This is a genomic window from Acinetobacter sp. AOR01_HL (assembly GCF_027855455.1).
Classification (GTDB): Bacteria; Pseudomonadota; Gammaproteobacteria; order Pseudomonadales; family Moraxellaceae; genus Acinetobacter; species Acinetobacter baumannii.
Genome location: NZ_JAKTIM010000010.1, coordinates 45,849 through 62,613, shown reverse-complemented (window position 1 = coordinate 62,613; position 16,765 = coordinate 45,849). Strand labels below are relative to the sequence as shown.

Genomic DNA, 16,765 nt, shown 5'->3' with positions numbered 1-16,765 from the left:
ACCTGGACGCTTGCAGACAATACACTTCCAACACTCGCAGACGGTCCACACACCATTACCGTGACTGCAACAGACCCTGCAGGCAATGCAGGTACAGATACAGCAGTGGTGACCATTGATACCACAGCACCAACGCTTGCGATTATCACTGATGATCTAGCTCTTGCAGCTGGTGAAACAGCGAACATTAGCTTCATATTCAGTGAAGCAGTAACAGGCTTTGATGCAAATGACATCACTCTTATTGGCGGTACGTTGAGTGCATTGGTTACAACTGACAACATCACGTGGACAGCAGTGTTCACACCAGATGGTACAGGCACAGCACCAAGCATTAGTGTGGCTAATGGTACTTATACAGATCTTGCTGGTAACTTGGGTACAGGTGATGTACTCGATGGTACAGACGGCTTTATCGTTGATATTATTGCGCCAGTAGTCGGCTTCACAAATGTAACTACTAATGATGATACGCCACCATTGACTGGTACGATTGATGATCCTACCGCGACTGTTGTAGTGACTGTTGATGGGTTGAACTATAATGCGACCAACAACGGTGACGGTACTTGGACGCTTGCGGACAATACACTTCCTTCATTAATCGATGGTCCACATAATGTAAGTGTAACTGCAACAGACCCTGCGGGTAATGTATCGATTCCTGCAACTGGTACGGTAACGATTAGTTCGTCTAGTATCATTGCTTTCGATAACACTGATACAGCTGTACTTGCTCCTCAACCATTGCTTGTACAAGATGATGCAGCACTAGGTAGTAATACCTACCTAGCACTTGTATCGCTTGCTGGACTTGATTTGCAGTTAGGATCTGAGTCAATCGGCTTTACAGTAGGTGCTGGTCAAGAAGGTAATGCGACATTTACTTACAGTGCTTTAATTGGAGTAGATGCATTATCAGACTACTCTCTGGTAGTTCAAAAATTTGACACAACGACTGGTCAATGGACTGCAATTTATGGCGGTGGCCAAGCAGATATTCTTGATCTCACGCTATTAGGTTCAACACCTGGTGTAGTGATTGATGGGTTAGAAGAAGGTCAATACCGTGCATTCATGACTTACAACGGTCTTCTAGGTATTGGTTTACTTGGCACCTTAACAGGCACAATGGATGTTTATGACACAACACAAGTAGGTGGTTACTACACTGAAGTTGCTGAAGGTAACGTCATCACAGAAATAAATGATGCAGGTGAGGTAGATGTTGTAACTCCAACAACAGTTATAAGTGAGGTTAATGGTCAGCCTGTTGTAGCAGATGGCACGAGCATCACTGGTACTTACGGTACATTAGTGATCAATTTGGATGGTTCATACACTTATACGCCTACTGCTAGTGCGGCAGGTGTAGGACAAACAGATCAGTTTACCTATACCTTAACTGATCCTGTAACTGGTGATACGGCTCAAGCAAACCTCAATATTCAATTGAGTTCTGTGAAAGCTGTGGATAATGTTGTAACTGCAGAAATCAACCCAGAACCGTTGCTAGTTGCAGATGATGTTGCTCTAGGCAGTTCAACTTACCTTGCAGCAGTATCGTTAGCTGGTCTGGACTTACAATTGCTTGGTAACGACGCAATTGAGTTTACTGTTGATCCAAACCGCGAAGGTACAGCAACGTTCACATTCGATGCGATAATCACAGCAGATTTACTCAGTGATTATGCGATTGTTGTTCAGAAATTTGATGAAGCAACAGGCCAATGGGTATCGATCGGTGGTACTAACCCAGAAGCATCACTCATCGATCTATCACTAATCGGTGGTACGCCAACAGCTGTGCTTGAAGGATTGGATGCTGGTCAGTACCGCGCGTTCATCGGATATGAAGGCTTGCTAGGTGTAGGTTTAGGCGGAACATTAACTGGTACGATGGATGTCTACAATCCATACATCGTGGCTGGTTACTCTGTTGAACCGATCTCTGGTAATGTCATCAAAGATGCGAGCCTCACTGGTGAAGTTGATGCAGCAAGCAGTAGTGCTGTGATCTCTCAAGTGAATGGTGTTGCGGTTGACCCAGTTGCTGGTGCAACAATTACTGGTACATACGGTACATTGGTGATTGACCAAGATGGCAACTACACTTATACACCGACTGTAAATGGAGCAAACCTAGGTCAGGTAGATCAATTTACCTACACCTTGCTTGATCCTGTAACGGGTAACACTTCTGAGGCAACACTTTACGTTCGTCTCGATAGTGACAGTGTAGATATGACTTGGAACGATGCAGATCCATCTCAACCAGCTGTAATTACTAGTCCGCTTCCAGTAGATGCGATGGATAACGTTGCTTCAGCTGAAATAGACATGGTTTATCCAGTAACGACTGAGGTACTTGATAATGCGATTAGCTACAACTGGTTACTCGGTGTAGGTGGAATTGTTATCGGTTCTAAAGAAGGTACAGCGACATTTACAGTTGATCCAGGTAATCTGACTGATGCGATTATTGCAGTGAACTTTGGTTCGGTTGCTACGGTTGTCGATGGTTTACATGTGGTATTAACACGATTAAATCCAGATGGCACTCGTACTGTAGTTGCAGATAGTTCTGATACTGGTGTGATTGACTTGTTAGGTATCTTTGGTTCTGAAGTTCAATTCAAGATTGATAACTTAAGTGCTGGTACTTACGAGTTGTTCATGGAAAGCAATACACTTCTTACAGCTCTAGGTAGTGTTACTGCGGATATCACGCTGAATCATGGTGATATCACTCAACCGCCTGTACTGGTTGTTGACCCAGTAACTGGTAATGTACTCGCTGATGATAACTCGGCTGTTTACGGTACAAACTATGTGCCAGATTACATTACAACAACTTCAGTAGTAACTGCTGTTACAGCTGAAAATGGTAATACAACTACAGTTGTAGTGGGTACTCCAGCAACGGTTGTAGGGGTATATGGAACTCTGACTATTAATGCAGATGGTACTTATAGCTATCAGGCAACTGCGGATATGGCGAATGTAGGTAAAGTTGATAGCTTCACTTACACAGTGACAGATCCTGTAACAGGTAGAACTGATACTGCTACATTACATGTTCAAGTCGGTTCGCCAGATGTTGATGTAACTTGGAATACAGCAGATCCTTCGGCAGATGCTACACTTCCAACACCATCAGTAACAGCTGATACAGATGATGCAACAATCAGCATGGCACCAGTGGTAGATCCAGTTGTAGATGTTGCGAGTGGTAACGTGACCATTGGTAACTTGGCTGGCTTCCCACCACTACCTGTATTAAGCAGTACAGTAACCTCTAGTCAGTTTACAATAGCTGCAAATACAGTAAGTGATGTACATGTACAGTTGAACTATACAGCATCGTTAAGCTTGTCGGCTCTTCCAACGACTGGATATACAATTCAGCAATTGGTTGGTGGAACATGGGTAAATACAGCGTACTCTGGTTCTGCGACAGCATTGGCAGGTGTGTTGGGTGCCCCAGCATATTCAGCAGATGTACCTCATTTGTCAGAAGGGACTTACCGTGTAGTATTCAGCTTATCAAGTCTGATTTCTCTAGGTACTGTAACTCTAGACTCTGTAGTGACAACTACAGCGACTCATCTAGACCAATACACACCAGATGGTCAAACAGACTGGATTACTGGAAATGTCCTTACTAATGATGTCGTAGAAGGTACTCAGCTCTACGTAATGAACTCAACAACTGGTACTTATGAACTAGCTGCTGGTCAAGGAGTCAATACAGGTGAAGGTACGTTGTATCTATACAATGATGGTTCTTACTTCTACAAACCATTAGACAGCGCTGCAAATGCGACAGTTGATGTGATTGATTACAAGTTAGTTTCGGTGATTGATGGTAGTGAATACACTTCTTCATTGACAATTAACTTGAGTCAAGAGTTGAATAGCCTTGCAGTGAGTACTGCGGCAAATGATACATTTGCTCTTGGTAACGGCTCTGATACCTTGATCTACAACACATTAACAGCTGCAAGCGTAACTAATGCAACTGGTGGCAATACAACGGCTGGTGGTGTAGATGTATGGACTGACTTCCATGTAGGTAATACTGCAACGGATGATCAGGCTGATAAGATTGACCTAAGCAACTTGTTGATTGGTTCACAAACTAACTTAACAATCGGTCAATATGTATCTGTAAGTTACGATGCTGCGTCTCAAACTGCGACAATCAGCGTAGACCGTGATGGTGGATTACTCGTAGAAGGTACTTACACTGAAACACCATTGCTTCAATTGACTAACCTCACTGGTCCAGTCACATTGAATGACTTGATCAACAATGGTCAAATCATTTTCTAATCTGACAATCGATTTATAAAAAGAGAACCCTAGGATTCTCTTTTTTTATGTTTAAACAATACGTTAACCTAGCTTTGAAAGAGTTCATGCTATGATGCATTGAGAATTTTATAGAACAACAAATAACGGATAGGGACTTAATTCGAGTGGCGGTATTTTTAGACTTCAAAAGACAGCTCAAGCTTTGGTTAGAACATATCGTTCACCATGTTTCAGACCTTCAAGAAGAAACTATTTTATTTATATCATTTGGCCCTAAAGATCACAGATGTAGCGTATGGCATAGTGAAAAAACAGTGCTTACACAAGCAACTCTACAATTATTTGATTTTATTGATGATCAGTTTTCGCCAGATCAACTTCCAGACTACATAAAAATTGATGTTGCGTACAATTTAGAAAAGCAAAGTTGGAACCAAATAGAGCAGCAGGTTCATCACCAATTTCACAATAATCATTACCGCAGAGGTATTGGATTTGATGATTCCTGTTCGGTAGCTTTTCTGGAGCAAGAAATATATGGAAAAGCCATTATTCGGGGCTTAAGTTATGACAAGCCGAACTTTTTTGATGAAACAAATCTGAACTATGCAATTAAACAAAAATATTGTGCAACAAAGCCGGAAATTAAACTTCAGTCACTACAAGAAGTGTGGACTTTCGATACCTATGCAACTTTTTATGAAAATGGACAATTTATTAATTTAGCAAGTCGCTACGATGCAAATGGTATTAGAGCCATTGCTAGCAATAAAAAACAGCACTTTAGAGACCTCATTGAAAAAAATGCAGCGTTTTTACATAGCCAGATTCAAGAAAATGGCAAATTCATTTATGGATATTTTCCTGCTTATGATCGTGATATACGGAACTATAATACGGTACGTCACTGTACTTCGCTTTACGCGCTTTTAGAGACTTTTGAAGTACAAGATAAACCTGAATACTGGCCTAAAATTGTTGCAGCAATTCAATACGCACTTACTACTTTCTATAAAGAAAAAGACCCAATAACTGCGTTTATGATTGATGGTAAAGAAGGGGAGCTAGAAATTAAATTAGGTGCAAATGCCGCAGCTATTTTAATGTTAACGAAATATCAAGAAATCACAGGAAAAGATGATTATTTAAAATATGCAGAGAAACTTGCTCATGGTATTTTAGAATTAGTGGATCCGGATGGATTAACTACTCATGTATTAAATTATCCAAATTATGATTTAAAAGAAAAGTTCAGAATCATTTATTATGATGGAGAAGCAGCATTAGCTTTATTAAGGTTATATCAAATTAATCAGGATAAAAGATTATTAGACACAGTTAAGTTAATGTTTGAAAATTTTATTCATAAAAGATATGAAAAATATCATGATCACTGGTTAAGTTATTGTACCAATGAGCTTACAAAAATATGCCCTGAAGAAAAATATTTTATTTTTGGTTTAAATAATTATTTAAAACATTTTATTTTTATTCGAAATAGAAAAACAACATATGCCACTTTATTAGAAATGCTAATGGCAGCCTATAAAATGGTTAATCGTTTAAAAGAGCAAGGCCATAATGCACTTTTTGAACAAGCATATATGTCTGAGTTAAAAAAACTCATTACATTTCGAGCCGAATTTCAAACCACAGGTTTTTTCTATCCAGAAATAGCCATGTATATGGCTCGACCAGATAAAATATTGCATGCTTTTTATGTACGGCATGATCGCTTTAGAGTAAGAATTGATGATCAGGAACACAACCTTTCTGGTTATATTGCCTACGTAAAAGATTTCGAAGGGGGGGAGATATGACTTACCCTCTATTTGAACTTAAGCTGCTAGCTGCTCTTGATCATGCTCAATTTGAAGAGGCAATTTGGGCATTTGAAATTGATGGAGACATTTCTACATTATTACTGATTGATTATGCATTAGAACAATTCCATCAAAAAAAAGTTCAAGCTGATGAAATCTATCGGATTCCTGAACAAAAAATTAAGAAAATTGGTGAACAAAATTTAGGTCTAGAAAAAAATGAATCATATACATTTGCCGAGCTCTTACAATTCTTAATTTTTACTCAGGCAAATGATGTTAAAGATGCCTTAAGCAATATGCTGTTGGGTTCTGTTGAGCAAACACAATTGATCTTGTCTAAAAGAGCAGAATATTACCAGTTAGCTTTAAGAGCACCTAATCAATTAAAAAATCTATTTTTGTTGGTAAAACACATTTATAGCTATCCAGCCGAGCTGAAAAAACTTTTCTTTATTAGAACACTTTCTTTTAAAAATAAAGTATATCAACCGATTACGCCTTTGCTTGGTCATCCGGTACTCACTTCGGTTTTATATATCTCACATACCTTTAGACAGATTTATATCACTTATTCCGAACATAACCGGAGCATTGGTTTTTTCTCTTTTCTGGATGATATTCACCGTCTGGAGCATTTGGTTCCTTACTATCATTATTTTCAAGAAGGGCATGTTGAGGCAAAAAAATATTCTTCTCAAACAGGTATTATCAATATTCTTGGAGATACCTATTTTGGTGAAATGTATACCGAAAAGCGTAAGTCTAGAGGGCAAACAGATGCCTTACAGCAATATGGATATCATTATTCATTTGAAAAAATACAGCCCTTTTTAGGTAAAAATGACATCAACATCGCTAACTTTGAAGCAGTATTTTCTTTAGAAAATCAATCGCCGTTAAAAGATAAAAAGTCATTTGTTTTAAAAGCAGATGCTAAAAAAACATTAGAAGAATTTAAGCGCATTCATCTAAATTATTTGGTTTTGGCAAATAACCATTTGAAAGATTACGGTGAGCAAGGATTAGCCTATACATTACAACAGTTGGATCAGGCGAGTATTTCTTATATTGGCGCTGGACTGAACCAGAAAGATGCTCACAATTACTTTGAAATCACTTTTGAGACTAAGCACTATGCGATTTTTAATGGTTATTGGCATAGAGACGCGGCCTATCTGGATTATGACTTTTATGCGTTAGGATCAAGAAGTGGAGTAGCTTGCTTAAATGGCGTTTTACTTGAACAAATAATGCATTATAAGCAGGCTCACCCAGAACGCAAAATTATTGTTATTTGTCATTGGGGTGTCGACTTTAAGCCTATTACAAAAGACCAAACTAAACTCGCGACTATTCTTACTCAAGCAGGAGCGGATCTGATCGTTGGTCATGGTGCTCATACTATTCAACCAATCCAGATCATCAATCAAAAGCCTGTTGTTTTTAATATAGGCAATGCAGTCTTTAATAGTGACGGTGAATATGAACAGCAAAATGCTTTGCCATTTGGCTGTATAGCTAGACTTGATTTAGCAAAAGATATCATTCGCCTTTACCCCATTTACACCAATAATTTACAAACATTTTGGCAGCCTTATCCTGTAGATGCTGAAGACTTCTCAAAGGCCAGTATTTATATGACATCTTTACTGACCCCTGAGAATTACATGGCATCCCAAGATAAATTAGGGAGATATCTTGAAGTTAAATTTTAAGGATATTGGTTGTAAGTCGATAAAATGGTTTGAAGTTGTGCTGGAGTAAACCCTAAATTTCTTAAGCCACCACTGCCTAATTTACATTCAGCACTTGTCATAATGTTGGTTGGAGTACGTTTTGTAGCCTTCGGGGCACAAACATGTTTTAGACCAAATACATGCCCCATCTCATGCACACTACCAGCCTGAATATTATAATTTAGACGGTTCCAATCTAATAAAATAAAAGGTTTGCCATTATTACGAAACGCTCTACTTGTTACATCTTTAAATTTCCATTTTGTTGAATAGGCATCATAAATAAAAATAATGACTTCTTTACTTGCAGTACGCTTAGGAAAACATGTATTTACACTGGCAGGAATAGTTTCAGTAGAAATGGGATAAGGCTGGTTAATTTGTTGTTTCAAATCACAATGTAACTTTGAGAACTCTTCGTAAGGGATATAACGGTTTAATTTGAAATTAAATATTTTCTTTCCTTGGTCATCTAAATAATATTTATTAAGGATACTGATTTCTTTACGCATCTGCGTAAAGTTATCAAATTGTGCAGCAGAAGGATTGTTTGTTGTAAAAACGAAAGTTACAGGGACTACAGGTCTATTATTACCAGGCTCCTCTAATAAGTCTGGCTTTTGTAGAGGGGGACGAGTAGTACAAGAAACACACAGTAAAGTTCCACTGATCAACAGCAATATTTTTTTCATGCGATTTTCCCTTGAGCTCATCTTAGAGTAGGTTTAATTTTATTCAAAAATTTTTATATGATATGAATAATGTCAACGTTTATGGATTCCATTTTGACAACTCAGTATGAACTACATCGACAAATTTTAGAAGTCATCGCTTTGATTCCATATGGAAAAGTTGCAACTTATGGCCAAGTTGCTCGTATGGCAGGTTTACCTAAACATGCCAGATTAGTTGGGTATGTGCTTAAACATCTTGAGGCAGATCATCAGGTCCCTTGGCATCGTGTTATTAATTCGCAAGGTAAAATTAGCCTAAGTAAGTTTAATGAAAAGGGCGAAAACGTTCAGCAGTTAAAGCTTGAAGCAGAAGGAATCTATTTATTAAATGGCAAAGTAAACTTAAAGCAATTTGCTTGGCAGCCTTAAAAGTATTTTAAAAATTGCCTGCCTTGCTACATTAAGCTAGACAGGCTTTTTAGTTTTAACGAACTATTAAAACCGGGATATGACTTTCACCTAAAACCTTTTGCGCAACACTTCCTAATACAAGTTTTCGTACACCTGTGCGGCCATGAGAACCCATCACAATCAGATCAGTATTAAGCTCTTGTGCAGCTTGAATAATTTCTTCGTGAACAACAAAACCTTCAAGTAATTTGGTTTCTACACTAAGTCCTTCTTGCAAAAATTGTTGCTTGGCTTGCTCTAAAATATCTAGCAAATATGTTCTAGTACGCTCAATCAATTCATTGGTTTGCCCCGTCTTAACGTAAAGGTCAGCAATAATCGGGTCAAGTGCCATAACTTGTACAACCGTAATTTTACTGTTTAATGCTTTCCCAATTTTGATCGCTTCCTTCATAGCAACCATAGAAGTTTCAGAACCGTCAATTGGTACAAGAATATGTTGATATAACATGAGTTTATTCCTTATTGTAATGATGATTATTTATTCAATACTTTATACTTCTTTTCTTACGATTGAAATTCGAGCACGTAATCATTTGTGTTTTTAAGCAAGAAATTCTTGCAAATATATTTTATTCGCTCTGTAATTTTTTAAGATGTACTGTTAATGCATCTATATCATCCGTTTGTAAATATTCCCGCATTTTTAAAACTTGTTTTTCATCTAAATCATAAATTTTTAAAGCAAGTAGTTTTTCTATTTGCTCCTGAGGAAAACGGTATTTAATAATTTTTGCAGGTACGCCACCAACAATTGTATAAGGAGGGACATCTTTAGTGACCACAGCTCCAGTTGCAACAACAGCACCTTCACCGATTTTTACACCTTGCATAATCATTGCACGACTTCCAATCCAGCAGCCATCTGCAATTATAGTGTCACCAGCGGCTAAAAAACTTCGGGTGTCAAAGGGGAATGTCGATATCCAGTCTGGCCGATGAAGTTGGTTACCACCCATCATAATCACGCATTCAGCGCCAAAACAAACAAAATTACCAATATAGAGCTGATCAATTGGCTTGTCAGGAGTAGAAGGCTTGTCATGTAGATATCGCACTACACAGCGTTCAAAACCTTGATCCCAATATGCCGAGTAGTAAGAGTAATTCCCTTTAATATGGATATTTGGATTTTTCACAGTTTTGGAAATAAACTCAAATTCACACCAATGGCGGACTGGTGTGTTAATTAGAGGAGTATCCATAATTTATTATCCAAACAAAAATGAGCCAAACCATATTAAATAAAAACCCCTCATGAAGAGGGGTTCAAGTGTATTACCTTAGAGGTATTCTACACTTACAACTTCGTATTCCACTTCGCCTTGAGGAGTGGTAATTTTTACTTCATCACCTTCATTTTTACCCAAAAGGCCACGTGCAATTGGCGAATTTACTGAAATTTTATTGATTTTAAAATCAGCTTCATCATCACCAACAATCTTATAAGTCTTGCGTTCTTCAGTATCAAGGTTTTCAATCGTTACCGTAACACCGAATACAACACGACCGTTTTGTTCTAAGTCTTTAACATCGATGACTTGTGCAGCACCCAATTTTCCTTCGATATCTTGGATACGGCCTTCACAGAAACCTTGCTGTTCACGAGCAGCATGATATTCTGCATTTTCTTTTAAGTCCCCATGTTCACGTGCTTCAGCAATCGCTTGAGTAATACGTGGACGTTCAACAGTTTTCAGATGTTGTAATTCTTTCTCTAAGGCGATTTTACCTTCAGGGGTCATTGGATAACGTTGCATTTCGGTCCCTCTTAAGTTGAGAAAACACAGTTAAAAAAATGAAAAAGTCCCGCCACCGATAAGGTGGCGGGACTTATCGGAAAAAAATTAACCTACAGTTAAATCTTGCAAGCGGTATACATCCATTGGCAATTTCACAGCAAAGGCTTGGCAAACCGCTTCTGCGCCATTGATAGTCGTTGTGTAATACACTTTGCCTTGTAGGGCAGCACGACGAATCATTGCAGAGTCATATTGAGCTTGTTTGCCTTCAGTAGTATTGACAATAAGGTGTATTTCACCATTTTTCAAGCGGTCAACAATATGTGGACGGCCTTCAGTTACTTTATTTACAGATTCACATTCTAAACCTGCTTCTTTAAGTACCTGATATGTTCCACCTGTTGCTACAAGTTTGAAGCCATATTCAACTAATTTCTTAGCAATATCAGCGATGTATTTCTTGTCTGACTCACGAACAGATAAGAACGCATGCTTTACTTCACCTTCAGTTGGCAAGCCTGGTAAGCGGTCATTTGAGCCTAAAACAGCCTTATAGAATGCTTCACCAAAGGTTTGACCAACACCCATTACTTCACCTGTAGATTTCATCTCAGGACCAAGCATTGGGTCTACGCCAGGGAATTTTGCAAATGGGAATACTGCTTCTTTTACTGCGAAACGATTTGGAATAATTTCTTTAGTAAAACCTTGAGACTCAAGTGATTGACCCGCCATACAACGAGCAGCTACTTTTGCTAAAGATTCACCAATACATTTCGATACGAATGGAACAGTACGTGATGCACGTGGGTTTACTTCAAGAACGTAAATATCGTTGCCTTTCACTGCGAACTGAACGTTCATTAAACCAACTACACCAAGTTCTTTTGCCATCGCAATTGTTTGACGACGCATCTCATCCTGAATCTCTTTAGAAAGAGAGTAAGGAGGAATAGAACATGCAGAGTCACCTGAGTGAATACCTGCTTGTTCGATGTGTTGCATAATACCGCCAATCACGACATCTTTACCGTCAGATACGCAGTCAACATCAACTTCAGTTGCATCATCAAGGAAGTGGTCAAGAAGAACAGGTGCTTCATTAGAAGCCTGTACTGCTTCACGAAGATAACGTTTAAGCTCATCTTCGTTATAGACGATTTCCATTGCACGGCCACCTAATACATAAGATGGGCGAACAACTAATGGATAGCCAACTTTCGCAGCTTCAGAAATACCTTCTTCAGCAGATTTTACAATGCTGTTGTTTGGTTGACGAAGCTGTAAACGTTGAATCATTTGTTGGAAACGTTCACGGTCTTCTGCACGGTCAATTGCATCTGGAGATGTACCGATAATTGGAGTACCAGCTTCTTCTAAAGCACGTGCCAATTTAAGTGGAGTTTGACCACCATACTGTACGATTACGCCTTTAGGCTTCTCTGTACGTACGATTTCAAGAACGTCTTCAAGTGTTACAGGTTCGAAGTATAGACGATCAGATGTGTCATAGTCGGTAGAAACAGTTTCAGGGTTACAGTTCACCATGATTGTTTCATAACCGTCTTCACGCATTGCTAAAGCAGCGTGTACACAACAGTAGTCAAATTCAATACCTTGACCAATACGGTTTGGACCACCACCAATAACCATGATCTTGTCACGATTTGATGGGTTAGCTTCACACTCTTCATCGTAAGTCGAGTACATATATGCTGTACCAGATTCAAACTCGGCAGCACATGTATCAACACGTTTGTAAACAGGGTAAACACCCAAGTTCCAACGTTGCTTACGGAATTGCTTTTGAGAAATACCCATAAGGTTCGCAATACGAAGGTCAGATAAACCTTTACGTTTGAACGAACGGATATTTTCAGCAGTGAGATCACCAAAACCTAAAGTTTTTACTTGAGCTTCTGTGTTAACAATATCTTGAATTTGGATCAAGAACCAACGGTCAATTTTAGTTGCTTCAAATACATCATCTAAAGAGAAGCCGTGACGGAATGCATCTGCTACGTACCAAATACGTTCAGGTCCCGGAACTTTAAGCTCTTTTAGAATAGTTTCTTTTACATTTGTTGCCCCAGCTTCGATTTTCTCATCGAAACCGCTTACGCCAACTTCAAGACCACGTAATGCTTTTTGTACAGATTCCTGGAAGTTACGACCAATAGCCATGACTTCACCAACAGATTTCATCTGAGTGGTTAATACAGGTTCTGCTTGTGGGAATTTCTCGAAGTTAAAACGAGGAATCTTTGTTACAACGTAGTCAATTGATGGTTCAAAGCTTGCAGGAGTTACGCCACCAGTGATGTCATTTTTCAATTCATCAAGGGTGTAACCAACAGCAAGTTTGGCTGCGATTTTTGCAATTGGGAAACCAGTTGCTTTAGACGCAAGCGCAGAAGAACGAGATACACGTGGGTTCATCTCGATCACAACCATACGGCCGTCTTTCGGGTTAATACCGAACTGAACGTTAGAACCACCTGTCTCAACACCAATTTCACGAAGAACTGCAACTGAAGCATTACGCATCAATTGATATTCTTTGTCAGTTAAGGTTTGAGCCGGTGCTACAGTGATTGAGTCACCTGTATGAACGCCCATTGGGTCGAAGTTTTCGATCGCACATACGATAATACAGTTGTCGTTTTTGTCACGAACAACTTCCATTTCGTATTCTTTCCAGCCAATTAAAGATTCGTCGATCAATAATTGGTGAGTAGGAGAGAGGTCGAAACCACGTTCACAAATCTCAAGGAATTCTTCGCGGTTATATGCAATACCACCGCCTGAACCACCCATAGTGAATGACGGACGGATAATTACTGGGAAACCAAAGCGAGATTGAATTTCCAATGCTTCTTCCATTGTTTCAGCAATGGCAGCTTTTGGGCATTCCAAGCCGATTTTGCGCATTGCTTCATCAAACAATTTACGGTCTTCAGCTTTTTCAATTGCTTCTTTTGTTGCACCAATAAGTTCTACGCCGTATTTTTCTAATACGCCATTTTCATCAAGTGCAAGTGCGCAGTTAAGTGCAGTTTGTCCACCCATAGTAGGGAGTACTGCATCTGGGCGCTCTTTTTCAATGATTTGAGCAACAGTTTGCCAAGTAATTGGCTCAATATAAGTTGCATCAGCCATTGAAGGGTCAGTCATAATGGTTGCTGGGTTAGAGTTAACCAAAATAACACGATAGCCTTCTTCACGAAGTGCTTTACATGCTTGAGCACCAGAATAGTCAAACTCACAAGCTTGACCAATGACAATTGGACCAGCACCAATAATTAAGATGCTTTTAATATCCGTACGTTTAGGCATTATTCGCTCCTTAATTACTGTTTAGATGCTTCAATAAGTTCGATGAAATGATCGAACAAAGGTGCACAATCATGTGGACCTGGGCTTGCTTCAGGGTGACCTTGGAAGCTGAAAGCTGGTTTGTCTGTACGATGAATCCCTTGTAGAGTGCCATCGAACAATGATTTATGCGTTGCTTTTAAGTTAGCCGGTAATGTTTCTGCATCTACAGCAAAACCATGGTTCTGAGATGTAATCATCACTGTACCATCTTCAAGATTTTGTACAGGGTGGTTCGCACCGTGGTGACCATGATTCATTTTTACAGTTTTTGCACCAGAAGCGAGTGCCAAGATTTGGTGTCCTAAACAGATACCAAATACAGGTAATGTTGTGGTTTCAACAATAGTTTTTACAGCTTCGATAGCGTAATCACAAGCAGCTGGGTCGCCAGGGCCGTTTGAAAGGAATACGCCATCCGGATTAAGTGCTAATACTTTTTCAGCCGGAGTTTCAGCAGGGACAACAGTGAGTTTACAACCGCGGTCTGCAAGCATACGCAAGATGTTGGTTTTGACACCATAATCGTATGCAACCACATGGTATTTTAACTCAGGTTGAGTAAAGCCTTTACCTAATACCCACGAACCTTCAGACCATTCAAAGCCTGTCGGGTCACAGCACTCTTTTGCAAGGTCTAAACCATTTAAACCACCAAAAGCGCGAGCTTTAGCAATTGCTTCTTCTTCAGTAATATTTTCGCCGGCAAGGATGCAACCATTTTGTGCACCTTTATCACGTAAAATACGAGTAAGTTTACGTGTGTCAATATCAGCAATTGCGACAACATTGTGTGCTTGCAAATATTCACTTAATGATTGCTCAGAACGGAAGTTGCTGTGTAATAGTGGAAGGTCACGAATAATTAAACCATTCGCCCATACTTTATGGATACGACCAGATTCAACGTCTTCTTCGTTGCAACCAGTGTTACCAATATGAGGGTAAGTTAATGTCACAATTTGTTGTGCATAACTTGGGTCAGTCAAAATTTCTTGATAGCCTGTCATGGCTGTGTTAAAAACGACTTCTCCAGTCGTACTTCCCGTTGCGCCGATTGACGTTCCTTTAAAGATCGTTCCATCTGCGAGGGCTAAAATGGCGGGGGTGCTCAAACCAAAGCTCCTGAATTTCGGCTGTAAAAAAGCGAGTAGACCTAAAAAAGATAGGCGATGTTCTAAAAAAACATGCCCCTCCTCACTGGTCTGCTCGCTTGTAACTTAACAGCGCATTATACGCATGGAACCTTAAAAAGTCTATTTATTTTCTATTAAAAAATTTAATTCATTGCTTGCTTTTAGCAAAAAAATTCATCCACTTGTCTGAAATTGATACTTTTGGCAAATTGTCTGACAATCTGGCTGCTGAAATTGTCTAATTCCTCTTATTGTAATGTTAGCTAAAAAATAAACAATACGAGGAAATAGCATGAGCGATAACCAAGTTTCAAAAGACATAGCTGAGAATACTTCATCAGTAGCAGAGAGTGTAAAAACAGAAGTAGCTGAAGCTAAAGAGGCCGTAGCCAAAACGACGACTCGGGCTAAAAAAGCGGTTAGCACTAAAGCTACACAGGTAAAAGAAGTTGTAGCTGAAAAAACAGAACAGGTCAAAGAAGTGGCTCACGAAGCGACTTCGCAAGTTAAAGAAGCTATTGCAGAAACACAAGAGCAAGTAAAAGCTGTAATTAATGAGACCGAAGAAAAGATTGAAGCTGAAACACAAGAATTGAATCAGAACATTCACAATCAATTTGCTCAGATTAAACAAGATATTTTACAGCGTCTTGATGTGATTAAAGCTCAGTTCAATACTTCACAAGAAGGATTGAATGAATTAAAAAATACTTTAAAAGCTGAAATCAATGCATTAATTGAAGATCTAACCAAAGTGACTAAGGAACTTAAAGGTGACATTAGCCAAATTTCTTTAAAACACAAAGACTCTTTAACTGAAAGCTTAAAACGCACTAAAAATAATGCGGTTGAAGCTTGGAACAAAGCAAGAGATCACTAAAGGATTAGCATTAAAAGTTAATAAAAAAGCGAGAATTAATTTCTCGCTTTTTTGTTTTTTTAAAACTCATGCAGCCAATCACGTTTATTGTGAAAATCAGCATGTTTTCCACTATGCTGCATTGCATAGTACTGCATACCATCTTTTGTTTTTAAAACAGCAGTCAAACCTAGATAAAGGTTTGCCCATTTTAAGCGGTGCTGTTGCATAAACTGGCTTAAGTCAAGACTTACATTTAACCCATAGTGGGTACGTTTGAGATGATTCAATTCGATATCGTAAGCAACGAGGGGAGGCATGCTTTCCGGATAGCGATATTCTTCAAACTGGTAAGTCTGCCATGCTTGAGAAGGGGAAAGATTAATTTCCCGGTAGAAATCTTCATCATGCACGCCAATGAAAATTTCAAAACAAGTCTCTTCCCACAAAAAGTCCTGGCGAGGATGAGCTGCGACTTCTTGGGGCCAGATAATTAGTTGGTTTGGATCACGAATCCAAAAACCCACATTTAATGTATATGGGGCTTGCTGTTCAATTGCGCCAACAACAGAAACAGCATGAAAACGATCAAAAGCTGAAAGTTCGTAACTTGCCATAAGTAGTCAATA

The 16,765-nt window shown here is 39.0% G+C and carries 12 protein-coding genes; 5 read left to right on the top strand and 7 right to left on the bottom strand.

Translation table 11 applies throughout. From position 1 onward, the window contains the following. From MKL62_RS01685 to MKL62_RS01675, 3 genes are all read left to right on the top strand, one after another. The coding region (locus MKL62_RS01685) for a BapA/Bap/LapF family large adhesin (protein ID WP_270899740.1) at window positions 1-4,335 on the top strand (4,335 nt) is incomplete at its 5' end. A gap of 146 nt (window positions 4,336-4,481) precedes the next feature. Next, the gene (locus tag MKL62_RS01680; RefSeq protein WP_005128045.1) at window positions 4,482-6,137 is read left to right on the top strand and encodes an AGE family epimerase/isomerase; all 1,656 of its coding nucleotides are present in this window, start codon (window positions 4,482-4,484) and stop codon (window positions 6,135-6,137) included. Further along, on the top strand, window positions 6,134-7,858 hold the full coding sequence (locus MKL62_RS01675) for a CapA family protein (RefSeq protein WP_005128047.1): 1,725 nt from the start codon (window positions 6,134-6,136) through the stop codon (window positions 7,856-7,858). Before MKL62_RS01680 ends, MKL62_RS01675 begins: the two co-directional genes overlap by 4 nt. Here MKL62_RS01675 and MKL62_RS01670 read toward each other — a convergent pair. Next, window positions 7,855-8,571, bottom strand: coding sequence for a zinc metalloprotease (locus MKL62_RS01670; protein WP_005128048.1), 717 nt, complete (start codon window positions 8,569-8,571; stop codon window positions 7,855-7,857). The two genes, MKL62_RS01675 and MKL62_RS01670, sit on opposite strands and share 4 nt — an antisense overlap. Before the next feature lie 81 nt (window positions 8,572-8,652). On the opposite strand from MKL62_RS01670, the gene MKL62_RS01665 reads away from it, so the two are divergent. Beyond that, on the top strand, window positions 8,653-8,982 hold the full coding sequence (locus MKL62_RS01665; RefSeq protein ID WP_001986539.1) for an MGMT family protein: 330 nt from the start codon (window positions 8,653-8,655) through the stop codon (window positions 8,980-8,982). A gap of 55 nt (window positions 8,983-9,037) precedes the next feature. Here MKL62_RS01665 and MKL62_RS01660 read toward each other — a convergent pair whose 3' ends face one another. The 5 genes from MKL62_RS01660 to carA all read right to left on the bottom strand — a co-directional run bounded on the left by MKL62_RS01660 (window position 9,038) and on the right by carA (window position 15,256). Next, entirely contained in the window at window positions 9,038-9,475 is a 438-nt protein-coding gene (locus tag MKL62_RS01660) for a universal stress protein (protein ID WP_005128050.1), read from the bottom strand. 121 nt (window positions 9,476-9,596) lie between these two features. Next, the gene (locus MKL62_RS01655; protein ID WP_000380750.1) at window positions 9,597-10,229 is read right to left on the bottom strand and encodes a CatB-related O-acetyltransferase; all 633 of its coding nucleotides are present in this window, start codon (window positions 10,227-10,229) and stop codon (window positions 9,597-9,599) included. 78 nt (window positions 10,230-10,307) lie between these two features. Further along, window positions 10,308-10,784 carry a transcription elongation factor GreA gene (gene greA, locus MKL62_RS01650; RefSeq protein ID WP_001190204.1) on the bottom strand — a complete coding sequence of 159 codons (477 nt, stop codon included), beginning with the start codon at window positions 10,782-10,784 and terminating at the stop codon, window positions 10,308-10,310. Window positions 10,785-10,871: 87 nt separating this feature from the next. Next, the gene (gene carB / locus MKL62_RS01645; RefSeq protein WP_001126293.1) at window positions 10,872-14,102 is read right to left on the bottom strand and encodes a carbamoyl-phosphate synthase large subunit; all 3,231 of its coding nucleotides are present in this window, start codon (window positions 14,100-14,102) and stop codon (window positions 10,872-10,874) included. Between the two features lie 14 nt (window positions 14,103-14,116). Beyond that, window positions 14,117-15,256, bottom strand: coding sequence for a glutamine-hydrolyzing carbamoyl-phosphate synthase small subunit (carA, locus tag MKL62_RS01640; protein WP_000106446.1), 1,140 nt, complete (start codon window positions 15,254-15,256; stop codon window positions 14,117-14,119). Between the two features lie 313 nt (window positions 15,257-15,569). Between carA and MKL62_RS01635 the strand changes: the two genes are divergently transcribed. Then, window positions 15,570-16,157 (top strand): hypothetical protein, encoded by a 588-nt coding sequence (locus tag MKL62_RS01635; protein ID WP_005128053.1) that lies wholly within the window; start codon window positions 15,570-15,572, stop codon window positions 16,155-16,157. Between the two features lie 59 nt (window positions 16,158-16,216). Here MKL62_RS01635 and MKL62_RS01630 read toward each other — a convergent pair whose 3' ends face one another. Next, window positions 16,217-16,753, bottom strand: a complete 537-nt coding sequence (locus MKL62_RS01630) for a DOMON-like domain-containing protein (RefSeq protein WP_000179363.1) — start codon at window positions 16,751-16,753, stop codon at window positions 16,217-16,219. Window positions 16,754-16,765 lie beyond the last annotated feature (12 nt).